Here is an 18,878-nt window from a genome sequence, read left to right on the forward strand (position 1 = left end):
ATAAAAAAGACCTCAATCGAGGTCTTTTTTCTTTTTAGATTTTCTTATCTTCAATATTTAATGCGCTAATGGCCAATACGGCTTGTGTACGGTTTTGTACACCTAATTTTCTAAAGATAGCCGTTACGTGAGCTTTAATCGTTGCTTCTGAAACATCAAGCTCATATGCGATTTGTTTATTTAACAAACCTTCCGCAACCATCATCAACACACGGAATTGCTGAGGTGTTAATGATTGAATACGTTCAGCTAAAGCAGTTTCATCTGCTGCTCTCGGGTCAAGGTTAAGATTAGATGGCAAGTTAGGTGGCAACCAGATATCACCCTCTAAGACTTGACGAATCGCTTCGCCAATATGACTTGGATGAGCCGACTTAGGAATATAACCCATCGCACCATGAGCGATTGCACGCTGAATGATTGAAGTTTCTTCATGTGCAGAAACAACAATAATCGGAATAGATGGATACTGTGCTCTTACATAAACCAGAGCCGAAAAGCCTGAAGCACCCGGTAAATTTAAATCGAGTAATACTAGATCAGGTTCTGCCCCATTTTCCAAACGCTCATAAAACTCATCAACCGAGGCTGTTTCATGAATTTGTGCCTGTGGCAGGCTATAACGTACTGCTTGAATTAAAGCATGACGAAACAAAGGATGATCATCAACGATTAAAATATTCATAAGCGATTAAAGTAATCTTGAGCATAAGTATGCCCTATTGTAACCCTACTATTTAGATGAAAGATACGTTCATCTTATCCATTTTTATGCAAAATGTTGATAAATGCAGAACTTAGCCCATATTTTCAGATGTTTTTTAACTTTTAATCAAAATTAATCTGTTTTTTATATAAGCTTCCTTTTTATTATAAAAAATATATCACCTATAATTATATAAAATAAAAACAGCAACTTAATAGAAAAACAAAGTATAAAAATCCACTATTTATCTTTTATATTTAAAACTGATAAGGTTGACCAATTTCGTTATTTTACAGTTTACCGTCGTTGTTGATTAATAAGTCCAATCTCTTGTTTTAGGCTTAGGAACCAAATTATGACTGGTATCACATCACCAAAACCTTTAAATATCGTTGCTGTTTCTGGTGGCTTAAATACCCCATCTAAAACGGAAAGTCTGGTTCAAGCCATTCTTGATGAATTATCAGAAGCAATCGATATTAAAGTTCACTTCATTAAATTAAGCGAAATCGGACCTTTATTAGGCGGCGCATTTTATCGCAACCAACTTCCACAGCGCGTACAAGATGACCTTGCAGCAGTTGAAGCAGCAGATGCTTTAATTGTAGGTACACCCGTTTACCGCGCTTCTTTTACAGGTCTTTTCAAACATTTCTTCGATTTTGTTGAACAGACTGCTTTAGTCGATGTGCCTGTACTTTTAGCAGCATCGGGCGGTAGTGATCGTCATGCACTGGTACTTGAACATCAACTTCGTCCATTGTTCAGTTTCTTCCAAGCACAAACTTTACCAATTGGCGTGTATGCCACAGATCGTGACTTTACTCCGGAATATACGGTGAAAAGCGAGCAATTATCAGATCGTATTACGTTAGCAGTAGCACGCGCATTACCAATTTTAGAATGGGCGCCAGCGAAAGGTAAACGCGCTGAAGTGGTTAAATCTAAATCACAGCAAGCAAATCAAGAGCTTGGTATTAACAAGCAAATTGAACAAGAAGAAGTATTACCTTCAGCAGCTGTACCAGACCTTGATGCGGCAGAATCTCGTTTGCATCACAAGTCTGGCAAATCATTAACGCATGTTGCCTAAGCGCAATATAGCTAAATAAAAAGAACGAATGGGGAGAGCGAACCATGACGCAATTACAACAACCAATTAAATTTGCTTATTGGGTACCAAACGTAAGCGGTGGCCTTGTAGTGAGTAACATCGAACAGCGTACAGACTGGAGTTATGACTACAATGTTCGACTTGCACAGGCTGCCGAAAACAATGGTTTTGAATATGCGCTCACCCAAATTCGTTTTACGGCTGGGTACGGGGCAGAAAACCAACATGAATCGGTAAGTTTCAGTCATGCATTACTAGCAAAAACTGAGAAACTTAAAGTCATTGCGGCTATTCTGCCTGGCCCTTGGAAACCGGCACTTGCCGCTAAACAACTTGCAACGATTGATTATTTAACTCAAGGCCGTATTGCGATAAACGTAGTGAGTGGTTGGTTCAGAGGCGAGTTTGATGCCATTGGTGAAGAGTGGCCTGAGCATGATGAACGTTATGTTCGCTCCGAAGAGTTTATTCGCACTCTAAAAGGAATCTGGACCACCGATAACTATAGTTTCGATGGTAAATATTACCAATTTCAGAATTACACACTTAAACCAAAACCTCTGCAAAAGCCTTATATTGAAGTGTTTCAAGGCGGTAGCTCACGTGCTGCGCGTGACATGGCTTCACGCGTATCTGACTGGTACTTCACTAACGGCAATACGGTAGAAGAAATTCAAAAACAAGTAGAAGACATTCGTACTAAAGCAAAAGTAAATAATCACCATGTCAAAATTGGGGTAAATGCTTTCATTATTGCCAGAGATACCGAAGAAGAAGCAAAAGCGGTACTCCAAGAAATTATTGATAAAGCCAATACTGAAGCGGTAAATGCATTTGGAGATGCTACACGTGAAGCAGGTGCTGCTTCACCAGAGCAACAAGGTAACTGGGCAAAATCAAGTTTTGAAGACTTAGTGCAATACAACGATGGCTTTAAAACCAATTTAATTGGTACACCACAACAAATTGCTGAGCGTATTGTGGCACTTAAAAATGTAGGTGTTGATTTGATTCTTTCCGGATTTTTACACTTTATTGAAGAGGTGGAATATTTCGGAGAAAAAGTTCTGCCGCTCGTTCGTCAGTTAGAACTTCAACAGGAGAAGGAGGTAGAAATCCAAGCTAAATCAGCCTAAAAAACCCCAGTTAAAACAGCGCAAGATAATAAAAACAATAAATTAAAAATAAAGAATTTATTGGCTCCAAGACTCGGCTTGGAGCCTTTATTTTTTAGGATTTCTCGACTTCTCGAATCACAGTTTCAACTGAGTAACGGCACCATTTTGAAAGTTTCTCGATAAATTCATTTAAGGCAGCGGGTTCAAAATGGCTGACAATCATATAGCAAGCATTGCCCATGACTTTAAAGCATTCATCGATTTGTTCGTATTGCTTCACTAAATTTTCAATTTCTTCAAATGCGCGTTGTTCATTTAAATGCAAATGAACAAATTGTTTATGCGAATATTGAACGGCAATGGTGTAGTTTTTGATAACACCTGCATCCATTAACTGAGCAATTCGAGCGCCCACCGCCTGCCCTGTTCGATGGACACGCTGCCCAATTTCTTTATTTGTCAGACGAGAATCTTGTTTGAGTAATGCAATAATTTTTAGATCAATCGGGTCTAATTCAATATTCATTTTTCATGGCGAAAGAAAACTAGCGTTAATGCTTTCATAGGACTATAGCCGATTTTTTCAAGCAGAGAATAATCTTGTTTTATCTCATATCAACAAGAGTGACCTCATGAAACAAGCTCTATTAGTTATCGATGTACAAAATGATTATTTTAAAAATGGCAAAATGGAATTGGTTGGGCCAGATCAAGCGCTCGATAAAATAAAGCAGCTTGAACAATATTTTAACGAGAAAAATTTACCGATTATTTATGTGCAGCATATTAACCCGCCACAAGCCAGCTTCTTTCAAGAAAATACAGATGGAGTGTTACTTCATCCTGAACTCAGTGCTGGCAGTGATTCATTAATCGTGACAAAGCATTATCCAAACAGTTTTTTAGAGACCAATTTAGATGAGCTTTTAAAAGCACATCAAATTGAACAACTTATTATTACAGGCATGATGACGCATATGTGTATTGATTCAGGTACACGTGCAGCCAAAGAACTTGGCTATCAACCCATCTTAATTGCAGATGCAACCGCAACTCGCGATTTAAGCCATGACGGAAAAACTGTAAAAGCTGAAGACGTACAAACTGCTTTTTTAACTGCGCTAAGTACGTTTGCAAATGTAGAAAATACTGCTGACTTTTTAGCAAGCTCTTAGTAGAAAGCAATAAAAAAGCCCCAGATGGGGCTTTTTTAAAATTAGTTCTGCTTATCAGGATAAACCGTTGTAATTAACTCATCTACCACTGCAGGCTCAGCCAAGGTTGAGGTATCACCTAAACTATCTAGCTCATTCGCTGCAATTTTTCTTAAAATACGGCGCATGATTTTACCCGAACGCGTTTTAGGTAACGCTGGTGCCCAATGTAGTGCATCAGGTGAGGCCACAGGTCCAAGCACTTTACGTACCCAGTTGATTAACTCTTTACGCAGCTCTTCCGATTCTGCAACACCTGCCTGTAAGGTCACGAAAGTACAAATACCTTGTCCTTTAATCTCATGTGGCATACCCACCACTGCTGCTTCTGCTACAGATTCATGCGAAACCAAAGCACTTTCAATTTCAGCAGTACCTAGACGATGACCTGAAACGTTTAAGACGTCGTCAACACGACCTGTGATCCAGTAATACCCATCTTCATCACGGCGAGCACCATCACCCGTAAAATAAGTATTTTTAAAGGTCGAGAAATAAGCTTCAATAAAGCGGTCCGGATCACCCCAAATAGTACGCATCTGGCCTGGCCATGAATCTTTAATCACAAGGTTACCTTCAACCGCACCTTCTAGCTCATTACCTTCACCATCCACAATGGCGGGTTGAATCCCAAATAACGGACGTGTTGCTGAACCTGGTTTTAAAGCTGTTGCACCCGGCAATGGAGCAATCAAAATACCGCCTGTTTCGGTTTGCCACCATGTATCAACAATCGGGCAGCGGCCTTCACCAACAACATTGTAGTACCAATTCCAAGCTTCAGGGTTAATAGGTTCACCGACCGAACCGAGTAAACGCAAGCTGCTACGGTTACTTTCGCGTACAAATGAATCACCCTCTCGCATCATGGCGCGAATTGCGGTTGGAGCTGTATATAAGATAGAAACTTTATGTTTATCGACTACGTGACCAAGACGTGCCCATGTTGGGTATTGAGGCACGCCTTCAAACATTAAGGTCGTGGTACCATTTGCTAGCGGTCCATAAATTAGATAACTATGTCCTGTAATCCAACCGATATCGGCTGTACACCAATACACATCATCTTGTTTTAAATCGAAGACCTCTTTAAAGGTACTGGTTACATAAACTAAGTAACCGCCTGTCGTATGCAACACACCTTTCGGTTTACCTGTCGAGCCCGATGTATAAAGAATAAATAAAGGGTCTTCTGCCTTCATCGGCTCTGGAGGACAGTTTGCATCAACCTCCATAATAATGAGGTGATACCACAAATCACGACCAGGCTTCATTTCAATCGGGTTTGCATTACGGTAAACCACAATCACATTTTCAACACACTCGGTACCCGGCAATGCTAAAGCCAAATCAACATTTTCTTTGAGCGGTAATAGTTTTCCGGCACGTAGACTTGAGTCTGCGGTAATCACCAGTTTAGCTTGGCTGTCTTCAATACGACTTGCTAAAGAATCTGGCGAGAACCCACCAAATACCACACAGTGAACAGCACCAATACGGGCACAAGCTAACATGGCAATTGCAGCTTCTGTCACCATTGGCATATACAGTACAACGCGGTCACCTTTACCAATGCCATATTTCTTTAAAACGTTGGCAAAACGGCAGACTTCGTCGTGTAATTCTTTATAAGAGACAATCTTATGACGAGAAGGATGGTCACCTTCCCAAATAATTGCAGGTTTATGTGGATGTTCTTTAAGATGCCTGTCTAGGCAGTTTGCTGACACGTTCAACTCACCATCAGCAAACCATTCAATTTTAAAATTGTCTTTGTCAAAACTAGTATTTTTAACTTGGGTAAATGGCTTTATCCAATCGACAATTTTAGCTTGCTCTGCCCAGAATTCATCTGGGTTCTCGATAGAGTGTTGATAACGTTTAAAGTAGTCTGCTTCAACAGTACGAGCTGTTTTTTTAAATTCCTCTGGTACTGGATAGATCTCATTCATACGCAACTTCCTTGATCTTGTGCATCCCATCTCGAGACTGTGGCTATTATTTTACTGGATCTTATTTGTATGCCTTTTCAGTATGATGACTCTTTCAAAGTCTAGACAATGCGACTTTGGTCATATATTAACCACTTACTCAAGCATACGAAATTATGAACATTTTTATAAAATTAAGTTGATTTAAAACATTTGTCTATAGCTTTTACTTTTATAATTTTTTCAATATTTGATGGTTTTGATCATCAACAAAGATTATTTTGTCTCTCATATGCAACCTAGGAATAAAATAATATGTTTGCCCAAACAACTTCCTCACGCCCACCACAACTGCCTTTAAAAGATAGCCCTTTTTCAATTCACGGCCGTTTTAACCGTATGAGTTATTTAGGTGGATATGGACTGATTTATTTAGTCACAATCGTGGGTTATTTTATTTTGGCCTCCTTTCTTGGAAGTTTTCAGCTTTCAAGTAATTTATTTAATTTTGAGTTTTATAGCTCTCTTTCTGGCCTCAGTGCTTTGGTGGTATGGGCTTTTTGGCTATTCCTGATTTATTTAAATATTGTTCTCGTCGTGCGACGTTTGCATGATCTAAATAAAAGTGGTTGGATGGGATTACTACTATTCATTCCAGTTGTTCAGTTCTTTTTTATGATTTATTTACTGCTTGCCTCAGGTACGGCAGGTCCAAATCAATATGGTCCTTCTCGACCATCAACGTTCATAGAAAAGTTAATGGCTTGGTTTATTTTATTCGCTATTTTAATTAGCCTTATTTCTACCGCAGGCTTTTTTTACTACTTCTCTGGTACCGATACTATTCAAACCCCGTCACAAATCTTACAAAAAGGAACGGAATACTTTTAATTAAAAAACACTTTATTATTTAGATGAACTCATTATAGTAGGCGCACATTTTATCTCCTACTATGATGAAAGCCGATCATCGCTTTCATAATTTTTTAAAATAGAGACTTGTCGTGGCTGATGAACAAAAATCCTTAACGGATGTTGCAAAAAATACAGGCGAACTTTTGCAAGAAGCAGGTACTAAAACCACTCAAACGGTTTTAGCCCATACCGAAAAGTATCATGATGCCTATACCACTATTGATAAAATCGTGGATAGCTTCTGGGAACGTGTGCCTTATATTTGTATTGCGATTATCGTTTTTATTATTTTTTGGCTACTGACCAAATTATTTAAGTTCTTTGTTCGTAAAACCTTAGAAAATCGCTCTTATACGCGCCAAAACCTAGTCTTGGTTCTAAACCGTGTAGGAAGTACGACAATTTTATTTTTTGGATTCTTAATTGCACTTGTCATCATGATCCCAGGTTTTACCCCAGGACAACTTATGAGCGCGTTAGGGATCGGTTCGGTCGCAATTGGTTTCGCATTTAAAGATATTTTTCAGAACCTGCTGTCAGGTATTTTGATTTTATTGAGCGAACCGTTCCGTATTGGCGATTCCATCGTGGTCAATTCACTTGAAGGAACTGTTGAAGATATTCAAATTCGTGCAACATTCTTACGTTCACCAGATGGCCGTCGTATTGTTATTCCAAATGCCACAGTTTATACGAGCGCTTTAACTGTAAATACGGCTTATCAGCAACGACGTTGTGAGTTTGTAGTCGGCATTGGATATGACGACGATGAACAAAAAGCTAAACAGATTATTTTAGATATTCTTAATAATGACCGAAATGTACTCAGTCAACCAGCTTTCTCGGTTAACGTTACAGCTTTAGCAGATTTCTCGGTTAACCTGACTGTACGTTGGTGGGTTGATACTACTGAAACTGATATGTCCTCATCTACAAGTACAATTCAAGCTCAAGTCAAACAAGCTTTTAATGAGAACGGAATTAATATTCCTTACCCAATTCAGGAATTAAAAATGGCTTCAAATCAGCCACTTTTAAACCCAGAAGCATCAACTAAACAGACGACCTAAAATATAAGAAATAGACGTTTCAGTTCTTAAAATACGGTTGCCTAAGCTCACAGCTTGGCAGCCGTTTTTTGTGAGCAAATCAATTTCATAGGGAATAAAGCCGCCTTCGGGTCCAACGACTACGCTGCACGCATGCGGAATATTAACTGGCATGCTCTGCTCGGCATACGGATGAGCCACATAGGCGGGACTTTCCTTTGAAATTAAGTTTGGTAAAACATCTTCAACAAAAGGTTTAAAGCGTTTATATAATTGAATTTCAGGAACAATGGTGTCGCCTGCTTGCTCAAGCCCTAAAGTCACATAGTTATCAAGTTGTTGCAAAAATGGAGTTTGCCAATAGCTTTTATCTACCCGATAACTATGAATCAAACTAATTCTTTCAACCCCCAAAGTCACACTGTCCATAATTAAACGGCGTAAAACTTTGGGCCTTGGTAACGCTACGATTAAATGTACTGGAAGTTTTGCAGGTACAACTTCTTCAGTGATAGGCCGTATACAAACTTCTTGCTCATTCATCGAAACAATTTCAGTGGTATAGCGTGCACCATTACGAACACCAACTTTTAGATTTTGGCCCACCGTAATATCAAGATGTTCACTTAAATGCTGTAATTGGCGCTTTGAGCGAATTAACCATAACTCTGACTGAACATCGTCAGATTCTAACAAAACGATATTCATGGTTTTTCGGCCAAATACCGATTAATTACGCCAATATGTTTTTGTAATGAACCTTGGTTACGCTGCAAAACTTTATGCGCCTGCTCAACCACCTGCTTTGCTTCTTCAGGCTCGGCTAAACATGCCATCCAGATTGCTACAACTTGCTCAGCCTCTTGAGCAATGAGCACACCATTTTCATCAATAAATTCATCAACAATGGTTTGGAAATTAAAGTAACGAGGTCCAATTACGGTCGGTACATTTAAAACCATAGGCTCCAAAATATTATGCCCACCGCCCGGTTCATTAAGTGATCCACCCACAAAACACACCTGACTTAGGGCGTACCATAACCAAAGCTCCCCCATACTATCCGCCAGATAAACCTGTGTACTAGCATGAATACTATGATTCATACTTCTACGATGAGTGATTAGATCTAAGTTCTGACAAATTTCAAATACTTCATCGAAACGTTCAGGATGTCGAGGCACGACAATACAAACTAAATCTGGATCTGACTTTAAATAAGGCCCAAGCACTTCTAAAATTTGTTGTTCTTCTGGTGCATGCGTACTGGCAATGGTCAGAACTTTACGCTGTTCCAAATACCATTGTTGCTGTAATTGCTCAGCCTGATTTATAAAAGCTTCTGGTGCGTGAATATCAAATTTAATATTTCCAACCACCTGACTTTTTTGTTGATCTAAACCAAGTTCTACATAACGTTGTCGAGTCGCATTATCTTGTGCCAGCACCCAGTCAATTTGTTTCAGCATTCCTGCTGTTAGACCTGAAACACGGCTATAACCTTTAGCTGATTTTTCTGATAATCGCGCATTTAATAATAAACAAGGAACCTGTTGTAGTTTGGCTTGATCAATTAAATTTGGCCAAAGTTCAGTTTCAACCAATGCTAAAAGTTTTGGCTGGTACAACTCAAAAAATTGTTTTAACAGATGTTTTTGGTCAACAGGCAAATAAACTGCTTGAAATAAATCTAAATAAGGCGCTTTTAAAAATAATGATTTGGCACGCGCTTGCCCAGTTTTAGTCGTATTAGTAACTAGCACAGGCTGACCGAGTTTAAGATAATGCTCGATTAAAGGCTGCGCAGCATTGGTTTCTCCAACCGAAACAGCATGGAACCAAATTGCTCTCACATTTTTCGGAGATTCAAACGGCCCAAATCTTTCAAGACATTCCTGATTATATAATTCCTGGCTTTCTGCACGTTTTTTTATCCGCCAGTGGTAAAAAGGTTTTAATAAATGGAGTGCGGTGTTGTACCAAAAAGGGGTCGCCAAGCGGTTTGCCTCAAATAGTCAAAGTTTAAAACTGGGGAAAATATAACATAGATAGAAAAAATGGCAGAGTTTCGATACCTAAACTCTACCATTACAAGAAAAGCGATTTACTTACTTAAGAAATGAACTAGGTCAGTAAGTCGAAATCTCAAAGATATTATGAAGCTTCTAGCGTTGGATAGTCTGTATAACCTTCAGCGCCTTTAGCATATAAAGTTGTTGGTTGAAGTTCATTTAATGGCAAGTCTTTTTCTAAACGCTGTAAAAGATCTGGGTTAGCAATATATGCTTTACCAAAAGATACAGCATCTGCCTGACCTTCACGCAGGATACGTTTTGCTGATTCTGGTGTTAGGTTCTCATTGGCAATCCATACACCATTAAATTTTTCGCGAAGTTTAGGACTAATACTATCAGCAGCTTCATATTCACGAGAGAAAATGAAAGCAACATTACGTTGGTTAAGTTGTTCAACTACATAACCAAAAGTTGCTAATGGGTTTTCATCTCCCATATCGTGTGAATCACCACGCGGTGCAATATGAACACCTACTCGGCCTGCACCCCACACTTCAATAAATGCATCAACGACTTCTAATAATAAACGTGCGCGATTTTCAACAGGACCACCGTATTCATCATCACGTTGGTTGGTATTACTTTGAAGGAACTGGTCAATTAAGTAACCGTTCGCTGCGTGTAATTCAACACCATCAAAACCTGCTGCTTTAGCCAGTTCTGCTGAATGTTTGTATTGAGCAATAACTTCTTGAATCTCTTCAATTGAAAGTGCACGCGGTGTTACATACGGACGTTTAGGACGTAATAAACTCACTTCACCCGCAGGTTGAATTGCACTTGGTGCAACAGGAATATCACCATCTAAAAGTTCAGGATGCGAAATACGGCCTACATGCCAAAGTTGAGCTACAATTTTTGAACCTTGAGCATGAACTGCCTCAATAATTTTATTCCAAGCTTGTGCCTGCTCTTGTGACCATAACCCTGGGGTGTCTGCATAACCCACAGTTTTTGAACCAATTACTGTTGCTTCAGTCAAAATTAGACCAGCATTTGCACGTTGTTGATAGTATTCAACCATTAAATCATTAGGCACTCGGCTTTCACCACTACGCGCACGCGTTAATGGAGCCATGACCAATCGATTTTTGATTTCAAAATCACCAACCGTTAAAGGAGTATTGAGTTCAGCCATAATCGCCTCGACTTACACTTTTAATAATTTAAAGTGTTTGTTTTAAATGTTCGATATATTGCTGAATCAAAGCTTCGTTACGTGAAAAATAAGACCATTGACCATATTTTTGGACCTGAATAAGTCCCGCCTGTTGTAACACAGACAAATGATTAGACATCGTAGACTGAGCTACTTTACCCAAACGTTCAATATGACCTGCACAAACACCCTTCTCAAAACTACCACCACATTCTTCCACCGGTAAATAATGTGCAGGTTCTTTTAACCATTGCAAAATTTGCCGACGTAGAGGGTTGGAAAGGGCTTTGCTAATTGCATCAATATCCATAGGCTCAACACGTCTTTTAAACGAACAAAGCTTTGTTCAGCATTTCGAAAACATAATATCGCATTTTTTCGATATTCATATCTATTTTTTTCGATATTCATATCGCATTTTTTCGATTAATATTCGAAGACTGAACTGCTTTGCCGTTTTAATCGCTAAAAATCCAAGAGTTCTAAATATTCATAGATGAACTGTATTTAAACTAAAAGTTCAGCAGACTCTTATAAACCTTGTTTTAAACTCGCTTCGATAAAACGATCAAGGTCACCATCAAGAACAGCACCTGTATTAGAGTTTTCAACACCCGTACGTAAATCTTTAATACGAGAATCATCTAATACATATGAACGAATTTGGCTTCCCCAACCAATATCAGACTTCGAGTCTTCTAGAGCTTGCGCTGCTTCATTACGTTTTTGCATTTCTAATTCATATAAACGCGCACGTAACTGTTTCCATGCATGGTCACGGTTAGCATGTTGCGAACGCTGGTTCTGACACGCTACTACAATACCTGTTGGGATGTGAGTCAAACGCACAGCCGAGTCGGTTTTGTTAATATGCTGACCACCTGCACCAGATGCACGGTACGTATCGGTACGAACATCAGAAGGGTTAATATCAATTTCAATATTGTCATCAACCTCTGGTGAAATAAATACCGCAGAGAATGAAGTGTGACGACGGTTGCCACTGTCAAATGGTGATTTACGAACTAAACGGTGTACACCTGACTCTGTACGTAACCAACCGTAGGCATATTCACCTTCCACACGTATAGTTGCTGATTTAATACCGGCTACGTCACCGTCAGACACTTCCATAAGTTCTGCTTTAAAGCCATGACGTTCAATCCAGCGCATATACATGCGTAAAAGCATAGACGCCCAATCTTGTGCTTCTGTACCACCTGAACCTGATTGAATCTCGACATAGCAAGGATTCGGGTCCATTGGGTTACTAAACATACGACGGAATTCAAGTTTAGCCAGTTCATCTTCGGCAGCACCAAGCTCAGACTGAACATCTTCAAGCAGGCTTTCATCGTCGGCTTCTACAGCCAAATCTAACATCGCTTTTGCATCTTCAAGCTGTGTAGATAAGCCATCCAATACATTAATAACGTTTTCTAGTTCGCCCTTTTCTTTCGCCATCGCCTGAGCACGGCTTTGATCATTCCAGATCGCAGGGTCTTCTAACTCACGTAAAACTTCTTCTAAACGTTCTTTTTTCAGATCGTAGTCAAAGATACCCCCGTAGTGTTTGGCTACGATCAGTTAAGTCTTTCAATTGGTTTAGATAAGGATTAATTTCCACGCGAGTGTTCCCATAAGAGCAGATAAACAGTCAATTATTTTAGCATAGCTTGCCATACTCAAACAAAAGCCCTCAAACATATTGATTTTCAATATCTCATTAATGAAAAATAAATATAATATTATTGATTTACCCATTAAAAATGCATTAAAATTAACAACTTAAATCTTAATAACTTTATAACATATATTACTCTAGAGCTTTATCCATGAAAAAATCAAAATTTTTGTTTGCACTTGTCACAACTGTATGTGCTTTCAACGCAAATGCCTATCAAACTGAAGTTGGTACAATATACGAATTTACAGATATGGATGGTGGAGAAAATAATAGCTTCGGGATTAACGGTAAATATTATTTTAATCCTGTGGAAGCAAAAACTTTCCCTTTAGCTGAAGCTGCTTTTTTAAATAAATCTTCAAATATTGGACTAGGATATGCATATAGCAAACTAGAAGATGATGAAGACTCCGGAAAACTCGAATTTAGTTCTGTAGGCATTACAGGTGAATACTTTATTCCAAATACCCCACTCTATTTATCAGGAGCATTTAACCGCACAAAAACCGAAGTCTCTGCAAATGATTTTGGTTCGGTTGATGATAGTGGCAACGGCTATGCTGTAGAGGTCGGTTTCCTACCAACCGATGGCTTGTTATTGGCTGCTGGTGTAACGGATTTATCTGAAAGCTTTGATCCAATACAAGCCGCTAAATATGGCTTCACTACTACGGTTTCAAATGCCGTAGCCGTAACTGGTGAAGATGATGATACTGCCGTAACTTTACGCGCCAAGTATGTTACTCAAATTTCAGGTTTTTATACTAATTTTGAAGGACAAACCTATATTGGTGATGAAACCACTTATCGTTTAGGTGCAGATCTCTATCTTGATCCTACTTTAAGTATTGGAGCATCTTTTGCAGATTCAACAGCAGAAGATTCAGATACAATCTTTAGTGTTCGCGCACAGAAATTCTTTACACCTCAAGTAGCAGTAGGCTTAACTTATACAACTGTTGATGATGCTGACTCTTTTGGTATTAATGGAACATTCCGTTTCTAAGCCATAAGTATCTATTATTAAAAAATATGAATGCTCAAGGGAATTTTCCTTGGGCATTTTTCATTTTATCTTAAGATTAATTAGTAACATCCTCATACAAAATTGGGTACTTTTACAGCATTTTTTATGATCTACACAAAATCTCCTCAATTTTAATAAAATAAAACATTATGTTTTTATATTTTAAAATCAATATCTTAAATTAAATTACTTTACATAAATATCACACGGTTACAGTACGGTTACTTGCGCAAGATTGACGACAAAGCTTTTTCGTCTAGACTAAAAGTTGTAACAAAACATTTATAAAATCGCTTTTTAGAGGGGAGAGATTCCATGAAAAAACTAGCAATTGCATCAGCTCTTTTATCTGCACTCGCAGTGAGTGGCGCAGCAAACGCTTACCAAGCTGAAGTTGGTGGTTCTTACAATTATCTTGATCCAGACAACGGTAGCAGCGTAAGTAAATTCGGTGTTGACGGGACTTATTACTTTAATCCTGTTCAAACTCGTAACGCTCCACTTGCTGAAGCAGCTTTCTTAAGCCGTGCAAGTAACGTTAACGCCCTTATCAACTATGGCGATAACAGCGGTACAAAAGATACTCAATATGGCGTAGGTGTTGAATATTACGTTCCTAACTCAGATTTCTACCTTAGCGGTGATGTAGGTCGAAATGAGCGTGAAGTCGACAACACCAATATTGACAGCAAAGTAACTACTTATGCAGCTGAAGTAGGTTATTTACCAGCTCCAGGTTTATTACTTGCTCTAGGTGTTAAAGGCTACGACGAAAAAGACGGTAAAGACGGCGCTGATCCAACAGTTCGTGCTAAATACGTAACTCAAGTAGGTCAACATGACGTAAACCTTGAAGCGTTCGGTGCGTTCGGTGACCTAGACGAATATAAAGTTCGTGGTGACTACTACATCGACAAAACTTTAAGTGTTGGTGCTGATTACTACAACAACGACTTAACTGATAAAGATGAATTTGGTATTAATGCTAAAAAATTCTTAAATCAGCAAGTAAGTGTTGAAGGCCGTGTTGGATTTGGTGATAACGACAACACTTATGGTGTTCGTGCAGCATACCGCTTCTAATCAAGCCTAAAGTCATAAAAAAATCCGCTCAATTGAGCGGATTTTTTTATTGGTTTAAATGTACGATGCGTAATTGTAAATTCACATTGCCATTAAATGCATTACGATCTATTTCATAGACTAAATGTACATAATCTCGCATTGGGTCAAATTCAAAACGGCCTGCTGCATTAAAAGCAATTGCATCAAAACTGTATTGGTCGAGTGCTAATTTAAGCTTCAAATGCGTTTCTTTAAGCCAGCGATAATCAACAACTTTAAAATGCCCCTCAAACTGAGGAAAAGGGAATTTTTGTCCCCAAGGCCCCAACTGTTCTATCCAATCTAATGTATTTAGTTGCAAAGCCGAAGCAGGGAGTTCTCCATCCGTCCATAGCGTTGCTTGAAACAAAGATTCTTCCATTGCTGCAATGCAATTGGTAAATGCAGTTTTAAAAGCTTCGAAGTTTTCTTTACGTATGGTTAAACCCGCTGCTGCTGCATGACCACCGAAATGGCTCACCAATTCTGGATGTTGTTCAGCAACCTGTTCAATCGTATCTCGAATATGCACTCCATCAATTGAACGTGCAGATCCTTTTATATGAATACCATCTTCATCAGGTGCAAACACAATAGTGGGGCGATGAAATTGTTCTTTTAAACGCCCTGCAACTATCCCAATTACACCTTGATGCCAGTTTTCTTCGAAGAGTACAAGAGCTGGAGGAATCTCTTCTTTTGAAAGCTGCAAGCTATCTAAAGCAGATAAGGCTTGTTGCTTCATCTCTCCTTCGATTTGACGGCGCTCTATATTTAATTGATTTAACTGTCTCGCGATCGGATAGGCAGATTCCATAGTGTTAGCTAATAAACATTCAATGCCTATACGCATGCTCTCCATGCGTCCAGCAGCGTTAATACGCGGACCTAAAACAAAACCTAAATCTTGTGCACGCAAAGATGAAGCCTCACGGCCAGCAATATCTAGCAACGCCAATATTCCGACTCGGCATTGATGTTGTTGAATACGTTTTACGCCTGCGTCGACCAAAATGCGGTTGTTATAATCTAAAATAGCAACATCGGCATACGTTCCTAAAGCAACCAAATCTAGATATTGAGTGACTTTACTTGTACTTTTGTTTTGCTTGTTACGTAAACTTGCTAAATTGGCCAGCACATAAAATGCGACTCCAACACCTGCAAGCGCCTTACTTGGGAACTCACAACCTAACTGATTTGGGTTTACAACTGCTTCTGCAAGCGGTGTTTCTTTAGTCGTTAAATGGTGATCTGTAATGACCACTTGCATGCCCAGTGCATGTGCCGCATCAACACCAGCATGGCTGGAAATGCCATTATCGACTGTAATTAATAAATCGGGTTGATAAGTTTGATGTGCAAGCTCTGCAATTGCTGGGGTAAGTCCATAACCGTATTTAAATCGGTCTGGAACCAAATAGTCAACTTGTGCCCCCATATCGCGAAGAACCAATACCATTAAAGCTGTACTGGTTGCTCCATCGGCATCGTAGTCACCAACAATAACAATTTTTTTCTGCTCATCAATAGCTTGATCTATTAATGCCACAGCAGTTTCTAATCCCTTGAGCTGCGGAGCTAATAAATTCTTAAGCTTTAACTCTAATTCCTGTTCAGATTGTACCCCACGCCTTGCCAAAATTTCGGCAATAAACGGAGGCACGCCCTGAAACTGTTCAGGGCGTGTCAATAAAGGTCTTTGTTTGATTTGTATTTTTGTCATTTAAGGCATCAGTCGGTGCAACGTCCATTGATCGTCGATTTTTTCATAACTCAAGCGGTCATGTAAACGATTTGGTCGCCCTTGCCAGAATTCATAGTAATCTGGCTGCAGACGATAACCTCCCCAGAACTCTGGTTTATCAAGCACTTCACGACTTGTAACTTGCTGTTGTAAGTCTTGAAAACGTTGCTGTAACAGCTCTCGGCTTTCAATCTTACCACTTTGCGGCGTACTGATATGCGCTGCAATCTGGCTATCACGTGGTCGTTTACGATAGTAATCTGTAGACTCTTGCTCAGCAATTTTAACTACATGACCACCAACTCGCACCTGACGCTCTAGACTTGGCCAGTAAAATAATAATTCGGCATATGGATTTTCTGCCAAATCAGTACCTTTCTGACTGTCGTAATTAGTATAAAAATCATACCCAGCTTCTGTAGCCCCACGTAACAAAACTGTTCGAACATGAGGTCTGCCATTCGCGCTTGCTGTCGCTAATGACATTGCATAGGGTTCATGCAAATTGGATGCTAGAGCATGGTTAAACCAACCAAGAAACTGCTGATGAGGATTAGATTCAACCTGCCCCTCATGCAATTCTCCTTGCTCGTAGTTTAAGCGTAATTCACTTAAATCTTTAATGACATCACTCATGTCATGCACCTTATGCGACTTGTGCTTGTGAACGAACTGAATCTGCTAAATGCTGAGCTAAAGCATTCACTTCTTGCTCATCATCACCTTCGACCATAACTCGGATCACAGGCTCTGTTCCTGATTTACGAATCAAGATTCGTCCACGCCCTTTGAGCTGTGCTTCTGCTTTATCAAATTCAGAAACCAATGCCGGGATAGAATACGGATCAAGCATTTGTTCTAAACGTACATTCACAAGAATTTGTGGGAATAGTTTAAAGTCTTGAACCAACTCATGCAGCGCTTTGTTCTGCTCGACCATCACGGTTAAAACTTGAAGTGCTGCAATAATCGCATCACCTGTCGTACTCTTGTCTAAAGTTAGAATATGGCCAGATGGTTCCCCACCAGTAACCCAACCATTTTCTTCTAGGGCTTGTAATACATAACGGTCACCAACCTTAGCCCGAACAAAACCAACATTCGCTTTTTCAAGTGCGACTTCGAGTGCCATGTTACTCATGACAGTACCCACTACGCCTGCTGGCTTATTTTGAGCCTGAGTCGCTAAAATATATAAGATATGGTCACCATCAATTAAGTTACCAAACTTATCCACCATCACGACACGGTCAGCATCACCATCAAAGGCAATCCCTAAATCTGCTTCGTGCTCAACTACAGCTTTTTGTAGTTTTTCAGGATGTGTTGAACCACAACCTTCATTAATATTTAAACCATCTGGCTCATTATATAAAGCAACAACTTTTGCCCCTAACTCACGGAAAACCGAAGGACCAACGCTATACGCCGCACCATGAGCACAGTCCAACACAATCTTTAAATTATTTAAGTCAAAGTGGTAAGGGAAAGTAGATTTACAAAATTCGATATAGCGACCATTCGCATCATTTACACGAACACTTTTACCTAAGTTTGCCGTGTCCTCAATAAACAAATCTTTTTCTAATTCGAGGTTAATTTCTTCTTGTAGAGCATCTGGTAATTTTTTACCTTCGCTTGAGAAAAATTTAATACCATTATCAAAATATGGGTTATGTGATGCAGAAATCACGATACCTGCATGCGCATGTAAAGCACGAGTAAGGTGCGCAATTGCTGGGGTTGGTAATGGGCCAAGCAAATGAACATATACCCCAGCAGCATTTAACCCCGCCTGCAAAGCAGACTCTAAAATATAACCAGATAAACGAGTGTCTTTTCCTAATACAACAAGTGGCTTATTTTTTGGACTCGTTCGTTTTAATACCTTCCCTGCAGCAAAACCGAGTTTTAAAGCAAACTCTGGAGTAATAGGCATTTGCCCAAATTTTCCACGAATACCATCCGTTCCAAAATAACTCATAGCTTATCTCATTTTTACGCCACTTCAGCCGTGGCTTACTTCATATAT

At 39.4% G+C, this 18,878-nt stretch carries 18 protein-coding genes; 7 read left to right on the forward strand and 11 right to left on the reverse strand.

Going from position 1 to position 18,878, the window contains the following annotated elements; genetic code table 11:
- Window positions 1-34: 34 nt before the first annotated feature.
- On the reverse strand, window positions 35-685 hold the full coding sequence (locus RMB06_RS06290; protein WP_002122041.1) for a response regulator transcription factor: 651 nt from the start codon (window positions 683-685) through the stop codon (window positions 35-37).
- 376 nt (window positions 686-1,061) lie between these two features.
- Here RMB06_RS06290 and msuE point away from each other — a divergent pair, with 376 nt between their 5' ends.
- Both msuE and sfnG read left to right on the forward strand, forming a co-directional pair.
- A complete protein-coding gene (msuE, locus tag RMB06_RS06295; protein ID WP_005066848.1) occupies window positions 1,062-1,799 on the forward strand; it encodes an FMN reductase in 738 nt (245 codons plus the stop codon).
- Between the two features lie 44 nt (window positions 1,800-1,843).
- Window positions 1,844-2,956: a dimethylsulfone monooxygenase SfnG gene (gene sfnG, locus RMB06_RS06300; RefSeq protein ID WP_069141313.1), complete on the forward strand. Its 1,113-nt coding sequence runs from the start codon at window positions 1,844-1,846 to the stop codon at window positions 2,954-2,956.
- A 94-nt stretch (window positions 2,957-3,050) separates the two neighbouring features.
- Here sfnG and RMB06_RS06305 read toward each other — a convergent pair whose 3' ends face one another.
- Window positions 3,051-3,464, reverse strand: coding sequence for an Lrp/AsnC family transcriptional regulator (locus tag RMB06_RS06305; protein WP_005804445.1), 414 nt, complete (start codon window positions 3,462-3,464; stop codon window positions 3,051-3,053).
- A gap of 106 nt (window positions 3,465-3,570) precedes the next feature.
- On the opposite strand from RMB06_RS06305, the gene RMB06_RS06310 reads away from it, so the two are divergent.
- A complete protein-coding gene (locus tag RMB06_RS06310; RefSeq protein WP_005804444.1) occupies window positions 3,571-4,113 on the forward strand; it encodes a cysteine hydrolase family protein in 543 nt (180 codons plus the stop codon).
- A gap of 41 nt (window positions 4,114-4,154) precedes the next feature.
- Here RMB06_RS06310 and acs read toward each other — a convergent pair whose 3' ends face one another.
- Window positions 4,155-6,104 carry an acetate--CoA ligase gene (acs, locus tag RMB06_RS06315; RefSeq protein ID WP_311078829.1) on the reverse strand — a complete coding sequence of 650 codons (1,950 nt, stop codon included), beginning with the start codon at window positions 6,102-6,104 and terminating at the stop codon, window positions 4,155-4,157.
- A 294-nt stretch (window positions 6,105-6,398) separates the two neighbouring features.
- Here acs and RMB06_RS06320 point away from each other — a divergent pair, with 294 nt between their 5' ends.
- Both RMB06_RS06320 and RMB06_RS06325 read left to right on the forward strand, forming a co-directional pair.
- Window positions 6,399-6,974, forward strand: a complete 576-nt coding sequence (locus RMB06_RS06320; RefSeq protein ID WP_005066837.1) for a DUF805 domain-containing protein — start codon at window positions 6,399-6,401, stop codon at window positions 6,972-6,974.
- Window positions 6,975-7,087: 113 nt separating this feature from the next.
- Window positions 7,088-8,068, forward strand: a complete 981-nt coding sequence (locus RMB06_RS06325; protein WP_017402841.1) for a mechanosensitive ion channel family protein — start codon at window positions 7,088-7,090, stop codon at window positions 8,066-8,068.
- Here RMB06_RS06325 and RMB06_RS06330 read toward each other — a convergent pair.
- The 5 genes from RMB06_RS06330 to prfB form a co-directional block, all read right to left on the reverse strand.
- Window positions 8,048-8,755 carry a 16S rRNA (uracil(1498)-N(3))-methyltransferase gene (locus tag RMB06_RS06330; protein ID WP_311078832.1) on the reverse strand — a complete coding sequence of 236 codons (708 nt, stop codon included), beginning with the start codon at window positions 8,753-8,755 and terminating at the stop codon, window positions 8,048-8,050. The genes RMB06_RS06325 and RMB06_RS06330 overlap by 21 nt on opposite strands.
- Window positions 8,752-10,044, reverse strand: a complete 1,293-nt coding sequence (locus tag RMB06_RS06335) for a 3-deoxy-D-manno-octulosonic acid transferase (RefSeq protein ID WP_311078834.1) — start codon at window positions 10,042-10,044, stop codon at window positions 8,752-8,754. Before RMB06_RS06335 ends, RMB06_RS06330 begins: the two co-directional genes overlap by 4 nt.
- A 157-nt stretch (window positions 10,045-10,201) precedes the next feature.
- On the reverse strand, window positions 10,202-11,260 hold the full coding sequence (locus tag RMB06_RS06340) for an alkene reductase (RefSeq protein WP_017402844.1): 1,059 nt from the start codon (window positions 11,258-11,260) through the stop codon (window positions 10,202-10,204).
- Between the two features lie 28 nt (window positions 11,261-11,288).
- Complete coding sequence (locus RMB06_RS06345; RefSeq protein ID WP_002121891.1) at window positions 11,289-11,591, reverse strand: helix-turn-helix transcriptional regulator; 303 nt, start codon at window positions 11,589-11,591, stop codon at window positions 11,289-11,291.
- 221 nt (window positions 11,592-11,812) lie between these two features.
- Window positions 11,813-12,908 (reverse strand): peptide chain release factor 2 gene (gene prfB, locus RMB06_RS06350; protein ID WP_099475557.1). Its coding sequence is split into 2 segments (ribosomal slippage): window positions 11,813-12,835 and window positions 12,837-12,908, totalling 1,095 coding nucleotides; the frame shifts between segments, so codons are not numbered across the junction.
- Window positions 12,909-13,116: 208 nt separating this feature from the next.
- Here prfB and RMB06_RS06355 point away from each other — a divergent pair.
- Complete coding sequence (locus tag RMB06_RS06355) at window positions 13,117-13,974, forward strand: putative porin (RefSeq protein ID WP_311078836.1); 858 nt, start codon at window positions 13,117-13,119, stop codon at window positions 13,972-13,974.
- A 336-nt stretch (window positions 13,975-14,310) separates the two neighbouring features.
- Window positions 14,311-15,078 carry a putative porin gene (locus tag RMB06_RS06360; protein ID WP_005078653.1) on the forward strand — a complete coding sequence of 256 codons (768 nt, stop codon included), beginning with the start codon at window positions 14,311-14,313 and terminating at the stop codon, window positions 15,076-15,078.
- Window positions 15,079-15,124: 46 nt separating this feature from the next.
- Here RMB06_RS06360 and recJ read toward each other — a convergent pair whose 3' ends face one another.
- The 3 genes from recJ to glmM are packed head-to-tail and all read right to left on the reverse strand — an operon-like array spanning window position 15,125 to window position 18,830.
- Window positions 15,125-16,825 (reverse strand): single-stranded-DNA-specific exonuclease RecJ, encoded by a 1,701-nt coding sequence (recJ, locus tag RMB06_RS06365; protein WP_311078838.1) that lies wholly within the window; start codon window positions 16,823-16,825, stop codon window positions 15,125-15,127.
- Complete coding sequence (gene pdxH / locus RMB06_RS06370; RefSeq protein WP_126645410.1) at window positions 16,826-17,482, reverse strand: pyridoxamine 5'-phosphate oxidase; 657 nt, start codon at window positions 17,480-17,482, stop codon at window positions 16,826-16,828.
- A gap of 10 nt (window positions 17,483-17,492) precedes the next feature.
- Entirely contained in the window at window positions 17,493-18,830 is a 1,338-nt protein-coding gene (gene glmM, locus RMB06_RS06375; protein ID WP_064784700.1) for a phosphoglucosamine mutase, read from the reverse strand.
- Window positions 18,831-18,878: the final 48 nt, after the last annotated feature.

This window comes from Acinetobacter sp. V104_13 (genome assembly GCF_031798995.1).
Lineage (GTDB): Bacteria > Pseudomonadota > Gammaproteobacteria > Pseudomonadales > Moraxellaceae > Acinetobacter > Acinetobacter pittii.